Below are 18,496 nucleotides of genomic sequence, written 5' to 3'. Positions count from 1 at the left end.
CGGGCTTACAGTTCCATGCCATCGTCCGCACGACCCTGCTGAGCCTGCATCTTCTTCGCCATGCGCAGCAGGAACTCCTGGTTGGAATTGGTCTGCTTCAGCGACTTGATGAGCATGTCCATGGCGCGCTCGGTGGAGTTCGTGTTGGCCAGAATGCGGCGCACGCCCCAGATGAGCGGGGCCTCCTGCGGATCCATGAGCAGCTCCTCCTTGCGCGTGCCCGAGGAGATGGGGTCGATGGCCGGGAAGATGCGGCGATCGGCCAGGTAGCGGTCGAGCTTCAGCTCCATGTTGCCGGTGCCCTTGAACTCCTCGAAGATCACCTCGTCCATCTTCGACCCGGTCTCGATGAGGGCCGAGGCGAGGATGGTGAGCGAGCCGCCGTTCTCGATGTTGCGAGCGGCGCCGAGGAAGCGCTTGGGCGGATAAAGGGCCGTGGAATCGACGCCGCCGGAGAGAATGCGGCCGCTCGCGGGCTGCGCCAAGTTGTAGGCGCGGGCCAAGCGCGTGATGGAATCCAGCAGGATAACGACGTCCTTCCCTTGCTCGACCAGGCGCTTGGCGCGCTCGATGACGAGCTCGGCCACCTGGATGTGGTTCTCGGAGGGCATGTCGAAGGTGGAGGAGACCACCTCCCCGCGGATGGAGCGCTCCATGTCGGTCGCCTCTTCGGGACGCTCGTCGATGCCCAGGTACATGAGGTGCACGTCCGGGTTGTTCGCTGTGATGGCGGCGGCGATGTCCTTGAGCACGGTGGTCTTGCCGGCCTTGGGCGGCGAGACGATGAGGCCGCGCTGGCCCTTGCCGATGGGGGCCGTCAGATCGATGACGCGGGCCGTGGTGGTGTTCTTGCCGTGCTCCATGAGCAGGCGCTCGTCGGGGAACACCGGGGTCAGGTCGGCGAACTTCGGGCGCAGGGCCATGATCTCGGGGGCCATGCCGTTGACGGCCGACACCTTCTGCAGGGCCGCGAACTTGTCGTTGGGGCGCGCCGGGCGCGTCGTGCCCGTGACCATGTCGCCCTTGAGCAGGCCGTTCTTGCGGATGGTGGCGAGCCCCACGTAGATGTCGTTCTCGCCGGGCAGGTAGCCGGAGGTGCGCAAAAAGCCGTAGCCGTCGCCCATGATGTCCAGCACGCCGGTGACCTCGGCGAAGCCCTCGGCCTTGCAGACGGCCTCGTAGATGGCGTCCACCAGCTCGGCCTTCTTCAGGCCCGCGGCATCCACCCCGGCCTCGGCGGCGCGAGCGCGCAGGTCGGCCACCTTGAGCTCTGTCAGCTCCTCCTTGGAGACGGAGGGCTGAGGCTCTCGGTTGCGATTCTCGTGGCGGTTCTTCTTGTTCTTCTTGCCGCCCTGGCTATTCTGGGCGCTCTGCTTGTTCTGGCCGTTCTGCTTGCCCTGGCCCTGGCCGTTCTGAGTGTTCTGGCCGTTCTGGTTCTGGCGGCGCTCCTCGCGGTCGCGGCGGCGGATCACCGTCGTGGTGGTGCGCTCGCGGCGAGGAGCCTCCTTGGACTCGGGGGCATCGGCGGGCGCGGGCGCCTCGGACGTGCCGGTGCCCGCTGCGGACGCCTCGGCGCCCTCGGGCTCCTTGGCCTGCGGGGCCTTCTCCTCCGCGCCGGCCGTCGGCTCGGATGCCGCCTTACGGGCGCGGGCGCGGCGCGGCTTGGGAGCCTCTTCGGAAGTCTCGGAAGTCGTAGATGCTGCGTGGGTCGCGGCACCCGTCCCCTCCTCCGCCGCCGGCTCGGGCGTCTTGCGGGCGCGGGTGCGGCGCGGCTTCGGCGCCTCCTCGGCCGTCGGCGCCTCGGTGGCTGCGGGAGATGCGGCCTCGTCGGCGGGCTTGGCCGCAGCACGGCGGCGCGTCGTCTTCTTGGCCGGAGCGGCTGACGCCTCGGCGCCTTCGGCAGCCGGTGCCGGTGCCGGCGCCGGGGCCTCTTCCGCCTTCTTGCGGGGACGGCCGCGCTTCGGCTTCTCGAGGGTCGCCTCCGGGGCGGCCGCTTCCGTCGTCATCGTCTCTTGGGTATCGCTCATGCGTTCTGCACTTTCTCCCAGTCCTTGAGGAACGACTCAAGGCCGCGGTCGGTCAGCGGATGCTGCACGCATTTCTTCAGAATGCCGAAGGGAACCGTGGCGATGTCGGCCCCCATGAGAGCGGCCTGGGTCACATGGTTGGCGCTGCGGATGGAGGCGGCGATGATCTCGATCTGCTCGCCGTTCACGGTGTCCTCGGAGAAGTCGTAGTTGCCGATGGCGCGCACGACGTCGTCCAGCTGCGCCAGGCCGTCCTCGGAGATGTCGTCGAAGCGGCCCACGAACGGCGAGATGTAGCGGGCGCCGGCGCGAGCGGCCAAAATGGCCTGGGGCACCGTGAAGCACAAGGTCATGTTCACCGGGATGCCCTCGTCGGCCAACGCGCGCGTGGCGGCCAGGCCCTCCACCATGGTGGGGATCTTCACGACGACGTTCGGCGCGATGGCGGCGAGCTCCCGGCCGTCGCGGACGATCTCGTCGCGGGTCATGGCCACCGACTCGGCGGACACCGGGCAATCCGGCGCCACGATGTCGCAGATGCGCTTGATGTGCGCGTGGAAGTCGTCCAGCTTGCCCCCGATGCGCGAGTACAGCGTCGGGTTGGTGGTCACGCCGGCCAAAGCGCCCCAGCTGGCCGCCTCCTCGATCTCGGCGAGGTCGGCCGTGTCCAGAAAGAACTTCACGTTCATCCTCCTTCTTGAGGTTTACAGGCAAAGGAATGGGAATGGCGCTCGAATCGACCGCGGTAAAGCGCACTGCGAACCCGAACCGAGAGAACGTTGAAAATGGGCGATACGGGACTATGGGAAGGAAGTGGGGCGCCATCGCGCCCAAGATTCAGAGCTGGAACCATAGTAGCGCAACCGACCGCGCCGCACAAGAAAAAGCACAGACTGCCCGCGACTCAACTCGGAGGGGAGCCAGTCGGCGTTCCGACGGCATTCCAATTCGCTCAGGCCGTCCGCGCTCACTCCTCTTCTTTGCGAAATTCCAAGTAATCGAGGAAGCGGCGGGTGGCCAAAGGAAGGTGACCGGCGCTGCGATAGGCCACGCCGATGGTGCGGAAGACCGGATCGGACAAGGGCAGCGTGACCACGTTTTGGGACAGGCCCCGCAGCATAAGGCGCGACAGCACGCTCACGCCCATGCCGTACTCCACCATGGAGAGGATGGCCCGATCGTCCCATGAGGTGAAATGCGGGTTCTGCCGCACGCCCCACCGCTCCAGAAACTCTAAAAGCTCGTCGTCGGACTCCGATGCCGGCGAGAGCAGCGGCAGCTCGGCCAGGCGCTCCACGGGAAACACCTCCGCGCTCGCCAACTCATGGTCGCGCGGAAGCACGGCCAGAAACTCGTCCTCCTCCAAGGCCCGCACGACAAGCCGCGCATCGGTGCGCAACGGCAACATCACGAAGCCGCAGTCCACGGTGCCAGCGGCGATCCACTCCTCGATCTCGGTGTAATCGCTCACCCGCAGCTTGTAGTCGATGCCCGGGTAGTCGGCGTTGAAGCGCTTGATGATGCGCGGGATCCAATGGGCGGCCACGCTCGGGAACACACCGATGCGGATGAGACCGGTCTCGAGACCGCGCACCTCGTCCACGGTGGCCTCCAGGGCTCGAAAGCTCTCGCAGAGGGCGCGGGCCTCAGGCAGAAGCCGTGCGCCGTCGCCGGTCAGCACCACGCCCCGGCGGCTCCGCTCGAACAGCGCCACGCCCCAGTCGCGCTCCAAATCGGAGACCATGTGGCTTATGCCCGACTGGGAGTAGGCCAGCGTCTCGGCCGCCTTGGTGAAGCTGCCGGCATCGGCCACCTCCACGAAGGCCTGGTACTTCTGAATGTTGGCGTCCACAGCTCCCTCTTCCCCTCGTTGCTTCGTGCCTCATCGCCTCATATTATGAGAATTTCTCATGTGAACTATGAAATAGTTTCGCTTTTCAAGGGATTTGTCAAGCGCCATAATGCAGCTGCATCAAAAGGAAGGAGGCGGCGCGCTGAGCCTGCGAGCCCCGCGCCCTGCACCGAGAAGGAGAGGCTTGCCATGCGCACGAAGATCGCATCGATGAAGTACCTTCTGTGCTTCATTGCAGCCGTCATGATGTTCGGATCGTCGGGCATCGTTGCCAGCACGCTGCCGCTGTCGGCCTTCGAGGTCTGCCTCATGCGCCTCATTATTGGCGCGCTGTCCATGGGCCTGATCTTCGTCGTCACCCGCCAGCGACTGCCCCGGCACGTCGGCCGTCGCCAGTACCTGTTCGTGGCCCTCTCCGGCGCCTGTCTCGGCCTCGCCATGATGACCATTTCGCTGCCTACCGCTTACTCGGCGTAGGCCTCGGCGCCGTTCTGGCCGCCACGGCCCCGGTCATCACCATGGCGCTGTCCCCCCTCCTGTTCAAGGAGCGCCTGCGGATTCCCGTGATGGTCGGATTCGCCATCGTGGTCGGCGGCCTGCTTTTGCTGAATGCGTCCGCTCTGGAGGGCACGCTGTCGGTTCCCGGCATCCTCATGGGACTCGCCGCGGCCGCCAGCACCGCTGGCATGGTCATCTTCAACAAGCTCGCCCGCGACATCACCGGCGTCCCCTGCACCACCATCCAACTCGCCACGGCGGTGGCGGTGGCCCTCGCCGTGGCCGCGGCTGGCGAGGGCTTCGCCTTCATCGGCCGCATCCCCTCAAGCTCGTGGCCCACCGTCATCGCCCTGGGCGCCGTGTTCACCGCCCTGGCCTACTTCCTCTACTACCGGGCCATCGACCAGCTGCCCATGCAGACCGTGTCGGTGTGCGCCTACGCCGAGCCGCTCACGGCCGTGGTGCTGGGGGCGCTCGCGCTCGGCGAGGTGATGACGCCCGTGCAGCTCGCCGGCGCCTGCTGCATCATCGGCGGCGCGCTGCTCGGCGAGGCGCGCGTGAAGCTGCCGGCTGCCCAGCGACGCCGGATGCGCCGCGCCTACGTGCGCCTCGTGCGCGCCCAGCGTCACGTCCTGCACCACGCGGCCTAGGCCTCACTCGGCATCACCGAGCCTCGCGGGACAAGCTTTCCAGCTTCTGAGCATTGATCCTTGGACTCATCCACCTAAAACGCCCCTCGCACCTTTGCTCGACGAGCGCAAAACGCGAGCAACCAGCTACCTCTCCAGCATCGAGCGGTAGAAGCAGGTTCGCTCGCCGGTATGGCAGGCGGGGCCGGCCGGATGCACCAGCGCGAGCAGGGTATCGGCATCGCAGTCGTAGCGCAGATCCGCCAGCTTCTGGGTGTTGCCGCTCGTGGCCCCCTTGTGCCACAGCTCGCGCCGGCTACGGCTCCAGAACACGGTCTCGCCGCGCTCCAACGTGAGCGCCAGCGACTCGGCGCTCATCCATGCCATCATAAGCACCTCGCCCGTGTCGGCGTCCTGCACAATGCAGGGGATGAGCCCCGCCTCGTTGTACTTCAACTCGGGAAGATCCACCTCTCCTCCTAGGGCAGCGTGACGAGCATGACCTTGATGTCGGCCTTGCGGAAGGCCGGGCGCATGTATTCCGGATCGCACAGCTCGGGCAGCACCTGCTGCAACGCGAGGAAGATATCGGCGGAAGGTGCGCGCGAGGCGTCTTCCAGCGCGTAAATCGTGCGCTCCGAGATCCTCATGCCCGTCTTCTCCTCCACCGCGTCGGTGAGCTTCTTGCCTCGCGAGTACCCGTTGGCCAGCCGCGCCGCCTTCAGCAACGTCCCGTAGGCCTCCCAATCGATAACGCTGTTCTCCTTAGCCATTCAAATCTCCTATTGCACTATAGTTCGTAATCTGCTAAAGTGATGGTTGCATTATAGTTCGACTACGATTCAAACGCAAGTTTGTTGCGAAACCACGTTAGCAGTTGACTTTTTGTAAATTCAATTCATAATTATCTTACTAAGGAGAGAGCATGACAAAGAGAAGGGATGTCATAAGGTATTTCGAAAATCACGGGTTCTGGTCCGTCGGCGGCACGAAGCACGAGAAGTTCACCAACGGCCGCACAACCATCATGATCAAGAGACACCGAGAAATCGAGGATGAGGTATTCAGGGAGTTGAAGAAGCAGGCAGGCCTTTTATAGAAGATCAGCCAGATGATCAAGGAGCAAGAGATGCAATATACCTATGAATTCGAAATGTGGCGCGGGGAGTTCGCGTGGATTGCTGCACCTTTCGATCTTGTGGGCATCACCCAGGGCGTCGACGTGGAAGATGTCTGCGAGTCGGCGGCCGACCTTTTGAGGGAGCTCGCTCGGGAATACCTGATGCGCGGCGAGACACCGCCCAAGGCAACGTTCGACCACGAGCCCTCTCACGGAGGCGTGAGACTCATCGTGTCCGTCGATGTCACACTGGACGACATCGAGAAAGTGAGCGCTGCTCAGGCGGCGGAACTACTCGGCGTCAGCCGCAGCCGCGTGACGGCTATGCTGCATTCGGGCCTTCTAGAAGGTTGGAAAGACGGCCGCAACACCTGGGTGGCCAAAGCCAGCATCGACGCGCGCCTTGCCTCCCGCGCCCCAGCGGGAAGGCCAAAGGCCGGAAAGCGCGAATGACGACTAATGACATTGAGCGTTATGTGCAGAAGCGAAGTAAACGTAATCCCGAGTTCATCCAAGCATGGGAGAATTCTCACTCCAAGCACGAAGCTCTGCGGCAAAAGTCGAACAGCAACAACCTCAACAACACGAGCATCTATCTGAAAGAGGAAACCTCGTCGCATCCCACAACGACTTCCTGCCCATCGACGATCCCCTGGCTGGTTATGCTAAACTTGCACTATGAAGACGCTGGATGAACATACCATTTCCTCTGCCGTTCGTGAGGTGATGCCGCGATACGACATCACCGAAGCCTATCTTTTTGACTCCTATGCTCGCAATGAGGCCGACGAGGAATCAGACGTCGATATTTGCATCGAATGCGGCGACTCCATCACGCTCTTCTCCCTGGGAGGACCCGGCGTTGCTCTGGAGGCTGCCCTCGGTCGCTCCGTGGATGTCGTGTGCGGCAGCAATTCCTTCCACCCGCGCGCTCAACAGCGCTACCTGAAAGACAGAAATCTTCTTTATGCGAAATCCTAAGCTCGCCTAAAGCCGTACCGGGATGCCGGCGGCGCGCATGGATTCTTTTACCTGGCGCACGGTAAGCTCGCCGAAATGGAAGACGCTGGCGGCGAGCACGGCGTCGGCCTCGCCCTCGATGATGCCCTCGGCGAAGTGTTCCAGCTTGCCCACGCCGCCGCTGGCAATGACGGGGATATCGACGGCCCGGGCCACGGAGCGCGTCAAGTGGCAGTCGAAGCCGTCGCGGCTGCCGTCGCGGTCCATGGAGGTGAGCAGGATCTCCCCCGCTCCGCGCCGGGCCGCCTCGCGCGCCCATTCGATGGCGTCGATGTGGGTGTTCTTGCGGCCGCCGGCCACGTAGACCTCCCACTTGTTGGGGTTGCCGGGCACCGCTTTCGCGTCGATGGCGCAGAGGATCGCCTGCGTACCGAAGGCCCGAGCTGCATCGGTGATGAGCTGGGGGTTCGCCACGGCTGCCGAGTTCACCGACACCTTGTCGGCGCCGGCGGCGATCATCTTGCGGATGTCGGCCACGCTGCGGAAGCCGCCGCCCACGCAATAGGGCAGATGCAGCTCGGCCGAGGCGTGGCTCGCGAGCTCCACCGTGGTGGCGCGATCGTCGCTCGTGGCGGTGATGTCCAGGAAGATGACCTCGTCGGCCTTTTGCTCGTCGTAGGCGCGGGCCAGCTCGATGGGGTCGCCCGCATCGCGCAGGCCCACGAAGTTCACACCCTTCACGACGCGGCCGTCCTTTACGTCCAGGCAGGGGATTACTCTCTTTGTTAGCATACTCTCTTCAACCCGTCCGCCCGGGCGCCGCCGGGTACCTTGATTCGCTCAGACAGTCCTCGCTGGTATCGAAGGCGTCAAGGCCAACTGCTCCCTTTCCCTTTTGGCCTTCGATACCATCTGCGGAACTCGCTCGGTCAAGGCACCCGGCGTCGCCCGGGCTGCTCTTCCTTGTTTGCTAGCTTTCCAGCTCTTCGATGGTCAGGGGACGCTCCTCCTCTTCCAGCTGATCGGACAGCTGGAAGGTGCCGTCGCACGCCGCGACGCCATCGGCCACGGTAAGAGTGCCCTCGTAGATGGCCCGACCGGTAATGACGCCCTCGACGGCGTCGGCGATGGGGGCCAGCGCCCGGATGTCAGCTGCGGTGGCGATGCCGCCGGAAACGATGACCGGATTGCCGAAGGCGGCGGCCATCTTCGCGTAGGCGCCGTTCTCCACGCCGGTCTGCATGCCGTCGCGGGCGATGTCGGTGTAGACGAGGTGCTCGTATCCCAGCGCCGCCATGCGGCGGGCCAGGTCGGCGGCGGCCACGCCCGACCCTTCAGTCCAGCCGGCCACAGCGGCCTCGCCGGCCTTCGCGTCGATGCCGGCAACCAGCGCATCGGGGCCGAACTTCTCTATAGCAGCCTGGGCGAAATCAGGATCGCGCACAAGTGCGGTGCCTAGGATGACGCGGGTCGCGCCAGCATCCAGCAGACGGTCGGCCGCTTCCAGGGAGCGCACGCCGCCGCCTACCTCCACCTTCAGGCTCGTGCGCGCCAAAATCGCGCGCACCACTTCCAAGTTGTCGGGATTGCCGGACTTCGCGCCATCCAGATCGACCACATGAAGCCACGTCGCACCGGCCTCCTCAAACAGCTGAGCCTGATACGCCGGGTCGTCGTTGTACACGGTGACGGCGTGGTAGTCTCCTTTGGCCAAGCGCACCGCGCGCCCGTCTAAAAGATCGATGGCAGGAAGAAGGTACATGGCTACTCCTTTGACGCGACGGGGTTTTCCGCCACCTTATCAGCGTGCGCGCTGCCGGCGCGCGCGGCTCGTGCAATGGTTGCGAAGTTGGCAAGCAGGCGCGCGCCCGCATCCGAGCTCTTCTCCGGATGGAACTGCACGCCGAAGACGGGACGGCCCGGCACCTGCACGGCGCAGGGGAAGGTCACCGAGTGCACCGTCTCGGCAATGGTGGCCACGCTCGGCGGCGCCACGAAGCTGTGGGTGAAGTAGAAGAACTCGCCGGGCGCGATTCCATCGAACAGCGAATTCGGCTCGGAGAACTCCACGGAGTTCCATCCCACATGGGGCACTTTGTAGGCGCGGCCGGCAGCGTCGGTGCGGGGCATGGCGTCCACCACGCCCTCGATGAAGCCGAGGCCGCGTGGCAGCGGGCCGTCAGCGGGCGCGTGCTCGGTGCCCGCCTCGAACATGAGGTGCATCCCAAGGCAGATGCCCAAAAACGGCGCGCCGCCGGCCACCGCCGCGCGCACCGCCTCCATCTGGCCCATCTCCTCCATGGACGCGGCGGCATCGGCGAAGGCCCCCACGCCGGGCAGCACCACGGCGTCGGCCGCGCGGATGACATCCGCCTCGTCGGTCACGACGACGTCTGCCCCCGCGCCTACAAGTCCCCGCTCCACCGAGAGCAGGTTTCCCTTATGGTAGTCGACAATGACGATGCTCATAGCACGCCTTTAGTTGAGGGAACCGCGCCACCCAGGGCCGGGTCGACGGCCACGGCCTGGCGCAGGGCGCGGCCTGCCGCCTTGAAGGCGGCCTCGAAGATGTGGTGCACGTTGTCGCCAGCGAGCTGCCGGATGTGCAGGGTGATGCCCGCGTTAGCGGCAAGCGCGATGAAGAACTCCCGGGCGAGCTGAGTGTCGAAATCGCCCACCATGCCGAACGGCGCCTCGACGTCCCAGTGCAGCTGCCCGCGTCCGGAGATATCCAGAGCCGCCAGCACCAGCGCCTCGTCCATCGGCACGAACGCGCTGCCAAACCGCTCGATGCCGGCCTTCTCTCCCAAGGCCTCGGCCAGAGCGCGGCCCAGCACGATGCCCGTGTCCTCCACCGTGTGGTGGCCGTCCACATGCAAGTCGCCGCGCACCGACACCTTCAGATCGAAACGGCCGTGACGTGCAAAAGCGCATAGCATGTGGTCGAAGAACCCGATGCCCGTCGCTATCTCCGCCTGGCCCGCGCCGTCCAGGTTCACCGTGACCTCGATGCGCGTCTCCGCCGTCTCGCGGAGGATGGTGGCCTCTCTCGTCATTGCTCTCCTTCCCTATTGCATAGCCCGCGCGCGCCGCTCGCGGCTCTCGGACAGAAAGTCGCGCAGCCCGCGGATGAACGCGTCGTTCTGCTCCGGCGTGCCGATGGTCGCCCGCAGACAGCCCTCGAGCATGGGGGCGCTGCTGAAATCGCGCACGAGCACGCCGCGGTCGTACAGGTACTGCCAGGCCGCCCCGGCATCTTCCATCGAGAACAGAATCCAGTTGGAATCCGACGGGTAGGCGGTCACGCCGGGCAGGGTGCGCAGCGCCTCCATGACGCGGCCCCGCTCCTCGATGATCTCGCGGATGCCCGGCTCAAAGCGGGCGCGGTTCTCGAAGACCACCTCTCCTATGGCCTGGGAGACGGCGTCCACGGAATAGGGCTGGCGCACCTTGCACAGCTCCTCGATGACCGGCGCGTTCGCCAAAACGTAGCCCAGGCGCGCACCAGCCAGCGAGAACGCCTTCGAGAACGTGCGCAGGATGGCGAGGTTCTCGTGGGTCGCCAGCAAAGGGCGCACCGTGGCGCGCGAGAACTCGAAGTAGGCCTCGTCCACCAGCACGAGCGCATCGGTGGCGTCGAGCAGCTCTTCGATGAACGCCGTGGACGCCCTCTGGCCCGTGGGGTTGTTCGGACTCGTCACGATGACGAAATCGATGTCGCCCTTCCCCACGCGCTCAAGCACTGCCGCTTCGTCGATGGAGAAGTCGGCCCGACGCGGCACATCCACGCAGCGGGTGTTCGTGAGCCGTGCGTTGGCCGCGTACACCGAGAAGGTCGGGGGCAGGTTCAGGAAGCTGCGCCCCGGGCCGCCCCAAGCGAGGGCCACATCGAACAAAAGCTCGTCGCCGCCGTTGCCCAGAAGGACATTGGCGCGGTCGAGCCCGTTGGCCTCGGCGATGAGATCGCGCAGGCGGTTGGCCAGAGGATCGGGATAGCGGTTCAGAGGCACCTGGGCAATGCGACGCGCAATGGCGGCGCGCACCTCGGCGTCCACGTCGCGCGGATTCTCGTTGGCCGACAGGTACGCCTCGGCCGGCAGGTACTTCGGGTCGTAGGGAACGAGTCCCTCAAGCTGGGGCGCCGACGCGCGAACCTTATTCACCGCGCGCCTCGCCGTCCTCCACGCCCGCCGCGGCCGAGCCGGCCACGCTCGCCTGCTCGGCGTCCAGCAGCGCCTTAAGACGCAGGGCCACCGAGCGGGCATGGGCCCACAGCCCCTCGTGGGTGGCGATCTGCACCACGGCGCGCGCGTCGTTCTTCAGGGCCGCCGGGCTGTACTGGATGATGGAGGACTTCTTCACGAAGTCGTCCACGGAAAGGGGCGAGGAGTAGCGGGCCGTGCCGCCGGTGGGCAGCGTGTGGTTGGGGCCGGCCACGTAATCGCCCACGGCCTCCGGCGTCCACGCGCCCAAGAAGATGGCCCCGGCGTTGCGGATGGCGCCCAGGTACTCCATGGCGCCCTCCACGTGCATCTCCAAGTGCTCGGGCGCGATGACGTTCACTGCCTCCAGGGCCTGATCCATGGAAGTGCACACGACGATGAGCCCGTGGTCGTCCAGGGAGGTGCGGGTGATGTCGGCGCGGGTGGAATCGGCCAGGTGCACCTGGATGGCCGCCTCCACTGCGTCGGCGTAGGCGTCCGAGAAGGTGACGAGGTAGCAGGCCGCCAGGGGATCGTGCTCGGCCTGGGCCATGAGATCGATGGCCACCAGCCGCGGGTCGGCCGTCTCGTCGGCCACGACGCAGACCTCCGACGGCCCGGCGATCATGTCGATGCCCACATCGCCCGAGACGAGCTTCTTGGCCGCGGCCACGAAGGCGTTGCCCGGGCCGGTGATCTTGGCCACCGGGCGGATGGTCTCGGTGCCGTAGGCGAGCGCCGCCACGGCCTGGGCGCCCCCGACGGTGTAGATCTCGGTCACCCCGGCGATCTTGCAGGCGGCGAGAATGGCCGCGTCCAGCGTGCCGTCCTTGGTGGGCGGCGTCACGCAGACGATGCGCTCCACGCCGGCCACCTGGGCGGGCAGGGCGTTCATGAGCACCGTGGAGGGGTACAGCGCCCGTCCCCCGGGCACGTAGATGCCCACGGATTCGAGAGGCGTCACCTTCGAGCCCACAATGGCCCCGTCCTCGCGGGCGAAGAACCAGCTCTGCTGCTTCTGGCGCTCGTGGAAGTCGCGGATCTGGGCCGCGGCGTGCCTCAGGGCCTCGAGGGTGTCCGGGTCCACTTCCGCCATCGCGGCGTCGATGGCCTCGGGCGGCACGCGGAAGTTCTCGATGGCCACGCCGTCGAACTTCTGGGTAAGCGCGCGCAGGGCACCGTCGCCCTCTTGGCGCACCTGCTCGATGATGGCGGTGGCCGCCTCAAGGGCGCCGGGGTTGAAGGCGCCGGTGCGGTCGATGAAGTCGCTCGTGAAGGGCTCGAGGGGTTGCAGGTCGATTCGTCTCATGGTCATGGGGCGCACTCCTTAGGATAGGCTCGGTTGGACAGGGTTGGAAGCGCCGGCGATGGGCGCGTAAGTGTGCTTGGGGGCGTTCTCGGCGAGCACGCGGGCCAGCGCCACGATGCGCTCGTCGGTGCGCAGGGCGCAGCCGTTGGCGAAGAAGCGGGCCGTGGAGGCGAGCACCTCTTCCACGATCTCCAGGTTGTTCTCGCGCAGGGTGGTTCCCGTGGCGGTGATGTCGACGATGCGCTCGGCCATGCCGGTGATGGGCGCCAGCTCGATGTTGCCGTGCAGGTAGACGATCTCCACCTGGGTGCCGGTGCGCACGAAATGGGCACGGGTGATGGAGGGGTACTTCGTGGCAATGCGGATGCTGCCGAGCTTGCGGTAGCGCTCCTCGATGGCCGCACTCGTGCCGGCCGACTCCGCCACGACGAAGCGGCAGCCGCCGAAGCGCAGATCGACCAGCTCCTCCACGGCCGCGCCCACTTCCAGAAGCGAGTCCTTGCCGCAGATGCCGCAGTCGGCGGCGCCCAGGGCCACGAAGACGGGCGCGTCGGAGGGCCGCACGATGATGTAGTCGACCCCGGGGTTGGAAATGACGAGTGCGCGGCCCGGATTGGCAAGTCCCGTCACGTCGAGCCCGGCCTCTTCCAAACAGGCGATGGCCTCGGTGTTCAGGGAGCCTTTGGGCACGGCGATGCGCAACGGGCGGCCAGAGGCGGCCGCGGCGTCGGCCTCGGCAGAGGCGGCGGCCATGGCCTGCTCCAGCGAGAAGGCGAAGCCCGCAGCGGGACGATCGGCCCCGAAGGCGCCTATCATGCGGTCGTAGCGGCCGCCGGAGCCCAGAGGCGAGCCCAGATAGGGCGAGCAGGCCTCGAAGACGAGGCCCGTGTAGTAGTTGAAGGAGCTGGCCACCGAGAAGTCGACGAGCACGGAGGAGGCCAGGCCGGCCTCGCCCAGAAGGTCGTAGGTGGCCTGGAAGTCGTCCAGATCGGCCACACACCCGAGCGGGGCCACGAGCGCGCGCACCGCGTCGATGGCGTCCTGGGCGCCCCGGATGCGCGCGAGCTGCCGGATGGCCTCGGTGTAAGCGGGCGCCGCAGCCCCCGCATCGACGGCCTCCCCTTCCACGGCGCGCCCCATGGCGACGTCGCACAAACGGTCGAGGGCCACGAAGTCCGAGCTGTGGTAGGCATCCAGCACCGCGGCCTTCCACGGCTCGGAGGCGCCGGAGCGCTCGAGCAGGGCCCGGAGCACCCCTACCGTGGCCATGGCGAGCACGAACTGCGTCGCTCCGGCCAGCCGCAGCGCCTCGGCGAACAGCACGACGATCTCGGCATCGGCCGCCGGTCCCACTTCCCCGATGCATTCCACGCCGCACTGGGTGAGCTCGCGGGCCTGCACCTGGTTCTCCGTCTCGGCCTCGCGAAAGACGCGCTGGGTGTAGCGGAAGCGCAAGGGGCCGGGCACGCCGGCCAGACGCGTGGCGCACATGCGCGCGATCTGCAGGGTAACGTCCGGGCGCATGGCCAGAAGATCGCCCCGGGAGTCGAAGAACTTGAAGGGGGTGGCCGGCACCCGTCCGCCGGCCCGCAGGACGTCCATCACCTCCAGGGTGGGCGTCTCGATGGGCACATAGCCGCGAGAGGCGAACAGGTCGGCCACGGCCCGGGTGATGGCCTCGCGGACGCGCGCCTCCTCGGAGAGCACGTCGCGGAAGCCCGATGGTGTCACAGCGTTCAACGCACATTCCTCACTGGCGCAAGCGATGCGCGAACGGCTCAAGACCCGTGGCCCGGCATGCATGCAGCCGGAGCTTTCGCCCTGGCTCGCAGGCAGCCGAGGCCATCGCCTGGCTCGTCTCGTCGAAAGCGCCTTCGATTACCGAGATTGTCATGTTACACGCCCTCTCCCCTCCCGGCGCACCGGGACGGCAAACGGCGAATTATCGACAGAGTTCCCACGCAAAGAACGCACGAGGATCTCGCATCGATGCTAGTACTTTATCACAGTAGAGTGCTAAAGCAATGGGAATTTTCACCTACGGTTGGAATTACTCCACGGGCTCGATGATCATGGCGCGGAGGATGCCGGGGGTGGCGTAGGCGCGCTTCCCGGCGCCCATGCCGATGGCCTTGATGGAAAAGCGCTCGGGAAGGACGGACTCAGTGCGCAGAGCGGCGGCCGCGGCGGCGCCCGTGGGGGTGACGAGCTCGCCTTCCACGTCCACCGGGGAAAGCGTCAATCCGGCAGCTTCGGCGATGAACGCCGTGGCCGGGGCGGGCACGGGGATGAGGCCGTGCTGGCAGCGCACCGTGCCGTACCCGCAGGGCAGATCGGACACCACGACCCCGTCGGGCGCCAAGTCGTCGGCCGCCACGGCGATGGCGATGATGTCGGCGATGGAATCCACGGCGCCCACCTCGTGGAAGTGAACTTCCCCCACGGGCACGCCGTGGGCCCGCGCCTCAGCATCGGCCACGAAGCCGAACATACGGTGCGCAATGGCCTTGGCGCCATCGGTCATGGCAGCACCGTCGATGATCTCCGCTATTTCCGCAGGGCCGCGGTGATGATGGTCACCGGGGGCACCGTGACCATGGTCGTGATCGTGGGCGTGACCATGGTCATGGTCATGGCCGTGGCCGTGCTCGCTTGCGCCCCCCTGCCCGTGCAGGTAGGCCATATCGTGGTCGTGGTTCTCGTGGGCGGCATCCAGCACGACGCTGAAGTCGCAGACGTCCAAACCCGACTTCTTCACCCGGGATATCTCCACAGCGAAACCTTCCACAGGCAGGCTCTCCAGCGCCCGGCGCACCGCCTCCTCGCTCGCGCCTGCATCCAGCAGGGCCGCCGCGCACATGTCGCCGCTGATACCGGAGGTGCATTCCAAGTAGAGAAGTTTCGTCATTGCATCGCCTTTCATGATGGTGCCACCCTCGAGGCGCCCGCGCTCGGCGGGAACCGCCGCAGGCCTATCCCTGTCGGGAATTCAAGTGATTGATGGCGCTTGCCTGGAAGGCGGCGCCGAAGCCGTTGTCGATGTTGACCACCGACACCCCGCTCGCGCAGGAGTTCAGCATGGCGAGCAGCGCGGTCACGCCGCCGAAGGAGGCGCCGTAGCCCACCGAGGTGGGCACCGCGATCACCGGCGCGGCGACAAGACCCCCCACCACGGAGGCGAGCGCGCCCTCCATGCCGGCCACCGCCACCACGACTCGGGCCGCGCGCAGCTCGTCGGCCACATCCAAGAGCCGATGGATGCCCGCCACGCCCACATCGTAGAAGCGCCGCACCTCGTTGCCGAGGAACTCCGCGGTGAGCGCCGCCTCCTCGGCCACGGGCAGATCGCTCGTGCCGGCGCAGGCGATGGCCACCACTCCGTCCCCGTCGGGCGCGGGCATGCCGCCGAACACGACGAGCCGCGCCGTCTCGTAGTAGGCGCACGGGGCGATCCCGCCGTCGTCGCCCCATAGAGCGGCCACGGCATCGGCCTTCTTCGCGTCCACGCGGGTCGCCAGAACGCGCGGTTGACCAGCGCCCATGAGCGACGAGGCGATGGCGGCGATCTGCTCGGCGGTCTTTCCCTCGCCGTAAATCACCTCGCCGGCGCCCTGTCGCATCGCACGGTCGTAGTCGGGCCGCGCGAACGCGGCTCCGCAGCAAAGACTCTCAGAATTCTCGCTCTGGTGAAAGGCCACGGCCACCCCGCTTTCCGACGAACGCCCTCACTCGTTCTCAGTTGGTTTCTCGGAAAGCCATGATAAATGTTGGAGTCAGCTCCAATAAAAGACTCGAGGGCAACGCCCACGGAACAAACGCATTCGCGGCGGTTACTCCCCCGCGCGCAGAGTCCGCTCGGTGGCCGTCATGACCTCGTCGTAGTGCTCGATCTTGTACTCGAGACGCGCCAAGGCCCGCTCCAGGCCGGCAATGCGCTCCCGGATCTCTCCGCTCTGCCGCATGAGCAGCTCCTTGCGGGCCGCCGTCGTCTCGTCGCCCTGTTCCAGAAGTTCCATGTACTCCACCAAAGACTCGATGGACATGCCGGCATCGCGCATGCATTTGACGAACTCGACGGCGTTGCAGCTGGCCACATCGTAATCGCGAATGCCGCTCTTGTTGCGAGGCACATGGCGCAACAGGCCAATGCGCTCGTAATAGCGCAGCGTGTCGGTGGAAACACCGTAGCGCTTGCTGACTTCCGCAATCTTCATGCCGTCCCCTTCGAAACGCGCCGCTGCGCATCTCACGTTCGCGCAGCCTGCGTGCCCATTAGACCATATGGAGTATGCTACAAGTCAATAGATCAAAATAATATCCCATGGAAAAGCCCCGCACACAGCCTATTTTTACCGTTCGTCAACGCTTTGGGAAAGGGCCTTTTTGAGCACGCGCAAGGCATTTCCCCGATGAGATATGCCGTTCTTCTCGGCCTGGGAGACCTCGGCCAGCGCTCGCGTGCCGCCGTACTCGTCGGGCAAAAACAGCGGATCGTAGCCGAAGCCCTCGCTGCCGCGGGGTTCGCGCCCGATGGAACCCTCGATGGTGCCGCGGGCCACCGATTCCGTACCGTCCTCGTCGATGAACACGAGCGTGCACACGAACCGTGCCGTGCACTCGGCATCCGGCACGGCGGCAAGCTCGGCCAGAAGCTTCGCGTTGTTGGCCGCATCGTCCCCGTCGGATCCCGCGTAGCGCGCCGAGAAGACCCCCGGCGCGCCGTCCAGGGCGTCCACCTCCAAACCGGAGTCGTCGGCGAGCACCGCCACAAAGCGCCCCAGCGACTCCCGTGCCGCCGCACGCGCCGCCCGGGCCTTGATGCGGGCGTTGCCCTCGAAGCTGTCGGCGTCCTCGGCCGGATCTGATGTCACCCCCGCCTCGGCCAGCGTCGTGAACGTCCAGCCCTCGAAGTTCAGGGCCGTGCGGATCTCCTCCACCTTGTGGGCGTTGTTCGTAGCGATGAGCACTTCCTTCACGGGCTCCTCCTTGCAGACGGGCACCTCGCCGGTGCGGGCGGTTGCTTACAGTGCGGGCAGATCCACATGCGCGACGACGTCCATGGGGCGGGCGAGCACGCGGCCGCCGAAGCGCCGGAACTCCTCCACGTCGTCGGCCGTGGTGAAAAACGAGTGGACGGGCACGTTGCCCGAACGGGCATGGGCGCGGCGCCGGCGCAGGATGTGATCGACGTCGCGGGCCGTCTCATCGGCCGAGTTCACCAGCGTGACCTTGCGCCCCACCACGCCCCCGATGAGCGCCTTCAGAAGCGGATAGTGGGTGCAACCCAAAACGAGCGTGTCGATGTCGCAGCGGCGCAGCGGCTCCAGGTACTGCCGGGCGATGTCTTCGAACTCCGGGCGGATGTAGACCTTGGTGGTGTCGGCCATGTAGTCCTCGATGGGCCCGTCGGAGAGCTTCAGCCCCATCTCGGCGATCTCCACGAACCGAGGCGTCGCCGTGGAGAACACGGTGATGCCGGCGTCGATGTGGCGTATGGCGTCGCTGTAGGCGTTGGAATCCACGGTGCCCTTGGTGGCGATGACCCCCACGCGCCGGTTGAGCGTCGTATGGGCCGCCGCCCGGGCGCCCGGCTCCACCACGCCGACGACGGGCACGGAGAAGTTCTCCTGGGCATGGGCGAGGCCAGCGGCCGTGGCCGTGTTGCAGGCGATGACGATCATCTTCACGTCCCGGCCGACGAGCCACGTGCAGATCTGCTGCACGAAGCCGTCCACCTCGGCCTGATCGCGAGGCCCATAGGGGCAGCGCGCCGAGTCGCCGAAGTACAGGATGGACTCCTCCGGCAGGCGCTTCTGCAGCGCGCGGGCCACCGTGAGGCCCCCGTAGCCGGAATCGAACACCCCGATGGGGCGGTTGTCGAAATGCTCCGTATCCACAG

General features: G+C 66.3%; 22 protein-coding genes. 5 read left to right on the top strand and 17 right to left on the bottom strand.

Features of this window, described 5'->3' with window-relative positions; translation table 11 throughout:
• Window positions 1-5: 5 nt before the first annotated feature.
• From rho to NE591_RS10080, 3 genes are all read right to left on the bottom strand, one after another.
• Entirely contained in the window at window positions 6-2,027 is a 2,022-nt protein-coding gene (gene rho, locus NE591_RS10090; protein WP_114540490.1) for a transcription termination factor Rho, read from the bottom strand.
• On the bottom strand, window positions 2,024-2,710 hold the full coding sequence (locus tag NE591_RS10085; RefSeq protein ID WP_114540510.1) for a transaldolase family protein: 687 nt from the start codon (window positions 2,708-2,710) through the stop codon (window positions 2,024-2,026). Before NE591_RS10085 ends, rho begins: the two co-directional genes overlap by 4 nt.
• A gap of 284 nt (window positions 2,711-2,994) precedes the next feature.
• Window positions 2,995-3,879 carry a LysR family transcriptional regulator gene (locus NE591_RS10080; protein WP_114540491.1) on the bottom strand — a complete coding sequence of 295 codons (885 nt, stop codon included), beginning with the start codon at window positions 3,877-3,879 and terminating at the stop codon, window positions 2,995-2,997.
• Window positions 3,880-4,068: 189 nt separating this feature from the next.
• Here NE591_RS10080 and NE591_RS10075 point away from each other — a divergent pair, with 189 nt between their 5' ends.
• Window positions 4,069-4,356 carry a hypothetical protein gene (locus tag NE591_RS10075; protein ID WP_157012851.1) on the top strand — a complete coding sequence of 96 codons (288 nt, stop codon included), beginning with the start codon at window positions 4,069-4,071 and terminating at the stop codon, window positions 4,354-4,356.
• Window positions 4,302-5,027: an EamA family transporter gene (locus NE591_RS10070; RefSeq protein ID WP_256156662.1), complete on the top strand. Its 726-nt coding sequence runs from the start codon at window positions 4,302-4,304 to the stop codon at window positions 5,025-5,027. Before NE591_RS10075 ends, NE591_RS10070 begins: the two co-directional genes overlap by 55 nt.
• Window positions 5,028-5,153: 126 nt before the next feature.
• Here the strand turns inward: NE591_RS10070 and hisI are convergent, their stop codons facing one another.
• Both hisI and NE591_RS10060 read right to left on the bottom strand, forming a co-directional pair.
• Entirely contained in the window at window positions 5,154-5,477 is a 324-nt protein-coding gene (gene hisI, locus NE591_RS10065; RefSeq protein WP_114540493.1) for a phosphoribosyl-AMP cyclohydrolase, read from the bottom strand.
• 8 nt (window positions 5,478-5,485) lie between these two features.
• On the bottom strand, window positions 5,486-5,779 hold the full coding sequence (locus tag NE591_RS10060; protein WP_114540494.1) for a helix-turn-helix transcriptional regulator: 294 nt from the start codon (window positions 5,777-5,779) through the stop codon (window positions 5,486-5,488).
• A 152-nt stretch (window positions 5,780-5,931) separates the two neighbouring features.
• Here NE591_RS10060 and NE591_RS10055 point away from each other — a divergent pair, with 152 nt between their 5' ends.
• The 3 genes from NE591_RS10055 (at window position 5,932) to NE591_RS10045 (ending at window position 7,107) form a co-directional block, all read left to right on the top strand.
• Window positions 5,932-6,105, top strand: coding sequence for a type II toxin-antitoxin system HicA family toxin (locus tag NE591_RS10055; RefSeq protein ID WP_114540495.1), 174 nt, complete (start codon window positions 5,932-5,934; stop codon window positions 6,103-6,105).
• Between the two features lie 30 nt (window positions 6,106-6,135).
• The gene (locus NE591_RS10050; protein WP_181869741.1) at window positions 6,136-6,579 is read left to right on the top strand and encodes a helix-turn-helix domain-containing protein; all 444 of its coding nucleotides are present in this window, start codon (window positions 6,136-6,138) and stop codon (window positions 6,577-6,579) included.
• Window positions 6,580-6,804: 225 nt separating this feature from the next.
• On the top strand, window positions 6,805-7,107 hold the full coding sequence (locus tag NE591_RS10045) for a nucleotidyltransferase family protein (protein ID WP_114540497.1): 303 nt from the start codon (window positions 6,805-6,807) through the stop codon (window positions 7,105-7,107).
• Window positions 7,108-7,113: 6 nt separating this feature from the next.
• Here NE591_RS10045 and hisF read toward each other — a convergent pair whose 3' ends face one another.
• The 12 genes from hisF to murI form a co-directional block, all read right to left on the bottom strand.
• Window positions 7,114-7,878, bottom strand: coding sequence for an imidazole glycerol phosphate synthase subunit HisF (gene hisF / locus NE591_RS10040; RefSeq protein ID WP_114540498.1), 765 nt, complete (start codon window positions 7,876-7,878; stop codon window positions 7,114-7,116).
• Window positions 7,879-8,056: 178 nt separating this feature from the next.
• On the bottom strand, window positions 8,057-8,848 hold the full coding sequence (hisA, locus tag NE591_RS10035; RefSeq protein ID WP_114540499.1) for a 1-(5-phosphoribosyl)-5-[(5-phosphoribosylamino)methylideneamino]imidazole-4-carboxamide isomerase: 792 nt from the start codon (window positions 8,846-8,848) through the stop codon (window positions 8,057-8,059).
• 2 nt (window positions 8,849-8,850) lie between these two features.
• Window positions 8,851-9,555, bottom strand: coding sequence for an imidazole glycerol phosphate synthase subunit HisH (gene hisH, locus NE591_RS10030; protein ID WP_114540500.1), 705 nt, complete (start codon window positions 9,553-9,555; stop codon window positions 8,851-8,853).
• Window positions 9,552-10,142, bottom strand: coding sequence for an imidazoleglycerol-phosphate dehydratase HisB (gene hisB, locus NE591_RS10025; protein ID WP_114540501.1), 591 nt, complete (start codon window positions 10,140-10,142; stop codon window positions 9,552-9,554). Before hisB ends, hisH begins: the two co-directional genes overlap by 4 nt.
• Before the next feature lie 12 nt (window positions 10,143-10,154).
• Window positions 10,155-11,249, bottom strand: a complete 1,095-nt coding sequence (hisC, locus tag NE591_RS10020) for a histidinol-phosphate transaminase (RefSeq protein ID WP_114540502.1) — start codon at window positions 11,247-11,249, stop codon at window positions 10,155-10,157.
• Window positions 11,242-12,603, bottom strand: coding sequence for a histidinol dehydrogenase (gene hisD, locus NE591_RS10015; protein WP_232325754.1), 1,362 nt, complete (start codon window positions 12,601-12,603; stop codon window positions 11,242-11,244). The genes hisC and hisD overlap by 8 nt, the downstream gene beginning before the upstream one ends.
• A gap of 12 nt (window positions 12,604-12,615) precedes the next feature.
• Window positions 12,616-14,328 (bottom strand): ATP phosphoribosyltransferase, encoded by a 1,713-nt coding sequence (hisG, locus tag NE591_RS10010; RefSeq protein ID WP_256156661.1) that lies wholly within the window; start codon window positions 14,326-14,328, stop codon window positions 12,616-12,618.
• Between the two features lie 319 nt (window positions 14,329-14,647).
• A complete protein-coding gene (locus NE591_RS10005; RefSeq protein ID WP_114540504.1) occupies window positions 14,648-15,505 on the bottom strand; it encodes a LarC family nickel insertion protein in 858 nt (285 codons plus the stop codon).
• Window positions 15,506-15,569: 64 nt separating this feature from the next.
• Window positions 15,570-16,295 carry a nickel pincer cofactor biosynthesis protein LarB gene (larB, locus tag NE591_RS10000; protein WP_227070763.1) on the bottom strand — a complete coding sequence of 242 codons (726 nt, stop codon included), beginning with the start codon at window positions 16,293-16,295 and terminating at the stop codon, window positions 15,570-15,572.
• A gap of 132 nt (window positions 16,296-16,427) precedes the next feature.
• The gene (locus NE591_RS09995) at window positions 16,428-16,811 is read right to left on the bottom strand and encodes a MerR family transcriptional regulator (protein ID WP_256156659.1); all 384 of its coding nucleotides are present in this window, start codon (window positions 16,809-16,811) and stop codon (window positions 16,428-16,430) included.
• A gap of 135 nt (window positions 16,812-16,946) precedes the next feature.
• A complete protein-coding gene (gene rdgB / locus NE591_RS09990) occupies window positions 16,947-17,573 on the bottom strand; it encodes an RdgB/HAM1 family non-canonical purine NTP pyrophosphatase (protein ID WP_256156658.1) in 627 nt (208 codons plus the stop codon).
• A gap of 45 nt (window positions 17,574-17,618) precedes the next feature.
• Window positions 17,619-18,494: a glutamate racemase gene (gene murI, locus NE591_RS09985; protein ID WP_022740204.1), complete on the bottom strand. Its 876-nt coding sequence runs from the start codon at window positions 18,492-18,494 to the stop codon at window positions 17,619-17,621.
• Between the last annotated feature and the right edge of the window lie 2 nt (window positions 18,495-18,496).

The organism is Adlercreutzia sp. DFI.6.23, from assembly GCF_024462535.1.
GTDB classification, from domain to species: domain Bacteria; phylum Actinomycetota; class Coriobacteriia; order Coriobacteriales; family Eggerthellaceae; genus Adlercreutzia; species Adlercreutzia rubneri.
Note: the sequence above shows the minus strand (reverse complement) of the source record. Positions and strands in the feature narration are given on the sequence as shown.

Excerpts from the sequence above, each read along its gene's own strand:
- rho (WP_114540490.1), bottom strand. The coding sequence starts at position 2,027 with ATGAGCGATACCCAAGAGACGATGACGACGGAAGCGGCCGCCCCGGAG.
- NE591_RS10075 (WP_157012851.1), top strand. The coding sequence starts at position 4,069 with ATGCGCACGAAGATCGCATCGATGAAGTACCTTCTGTGCTTCATTGCA.
- NE591_RS10060 (WP_114540494.1), bottom strand. The coding sequence starts at position 5,779 with ATGGCTAAGGAGAACAGCGTTATCGATTGGGAGGCCTACGGGACGTTG.
- NE591_RS10055 (WP_114540495.1), top strand. The coding sequence starts at position 5,932 with ATGACAAAGAGAAGGGATGTCATAAGGTATTTCGAAAATCACGGGTTC.
- NE591_RS10050 (WP_181869741.1), top strand. The coding sequence starts at position 6,136 with ATGCAATATACCTATGAATTCGAAATGTGGCGCGGGGAGTTCGCGTGG.
- NE591_RS10045 (WP_114540497.1), top strand. The coding sequence starts at position 6,805 with ATGAAGACGCTGGATGAACATACCATTTCCTCTGCCGTTCGTGAGGTG.
- hisF (WP_114540498.1), bottom strand. The coding sequence starts at position 7,878 with ATGCTAACAAAGAGAGTAATCCCCTGCCTGGACGTAAAGGACGGCCGC.
- hisA (WP_114540499.1), bottom strand. The coding sequence starts at position 8,848 with ATGTACCTTCTTCCTGCCATCGATCTTTTAGACGGGCGCGCGGTGCGC.
- hisH (WP_114540500.1), bottom strand. The coding sequence starts at position 9,555 with ATGAGCATCGTCATTGTCGACTACCATAAGGGAAACCTGCTCTCGGTG.
- hisB (WP_114540501.1), bottom strand. The coding sequence starts at position 10,142 with ATGACGAGAGAGGCCACCATCCTCCGCGAGACGGCGGAGACGCGCATC.
- hisD (WP_232325754.1), bottom strand. The coding sequence starts at position 12,603 with ATGACCATGAGACGAATCGACCTGCAACCCCTCGAGCCCTTCACGAGC.
- NE591_RS10005 (WP_114540504.1), bottom strand. The coding sequence starts at position 15,505 with ATGACGAAACTTCTCTACTTGGAATGCACCTCCGGTATCAGCGGCGAC.
- NE591_RS09995 (WP_256156659.1), bottom strand. The coding sequence starts at position 16,811 with ATGAAGATTGCGGAAGTCAGCAAGCGCTACGGTGTTTCCACCGACACG.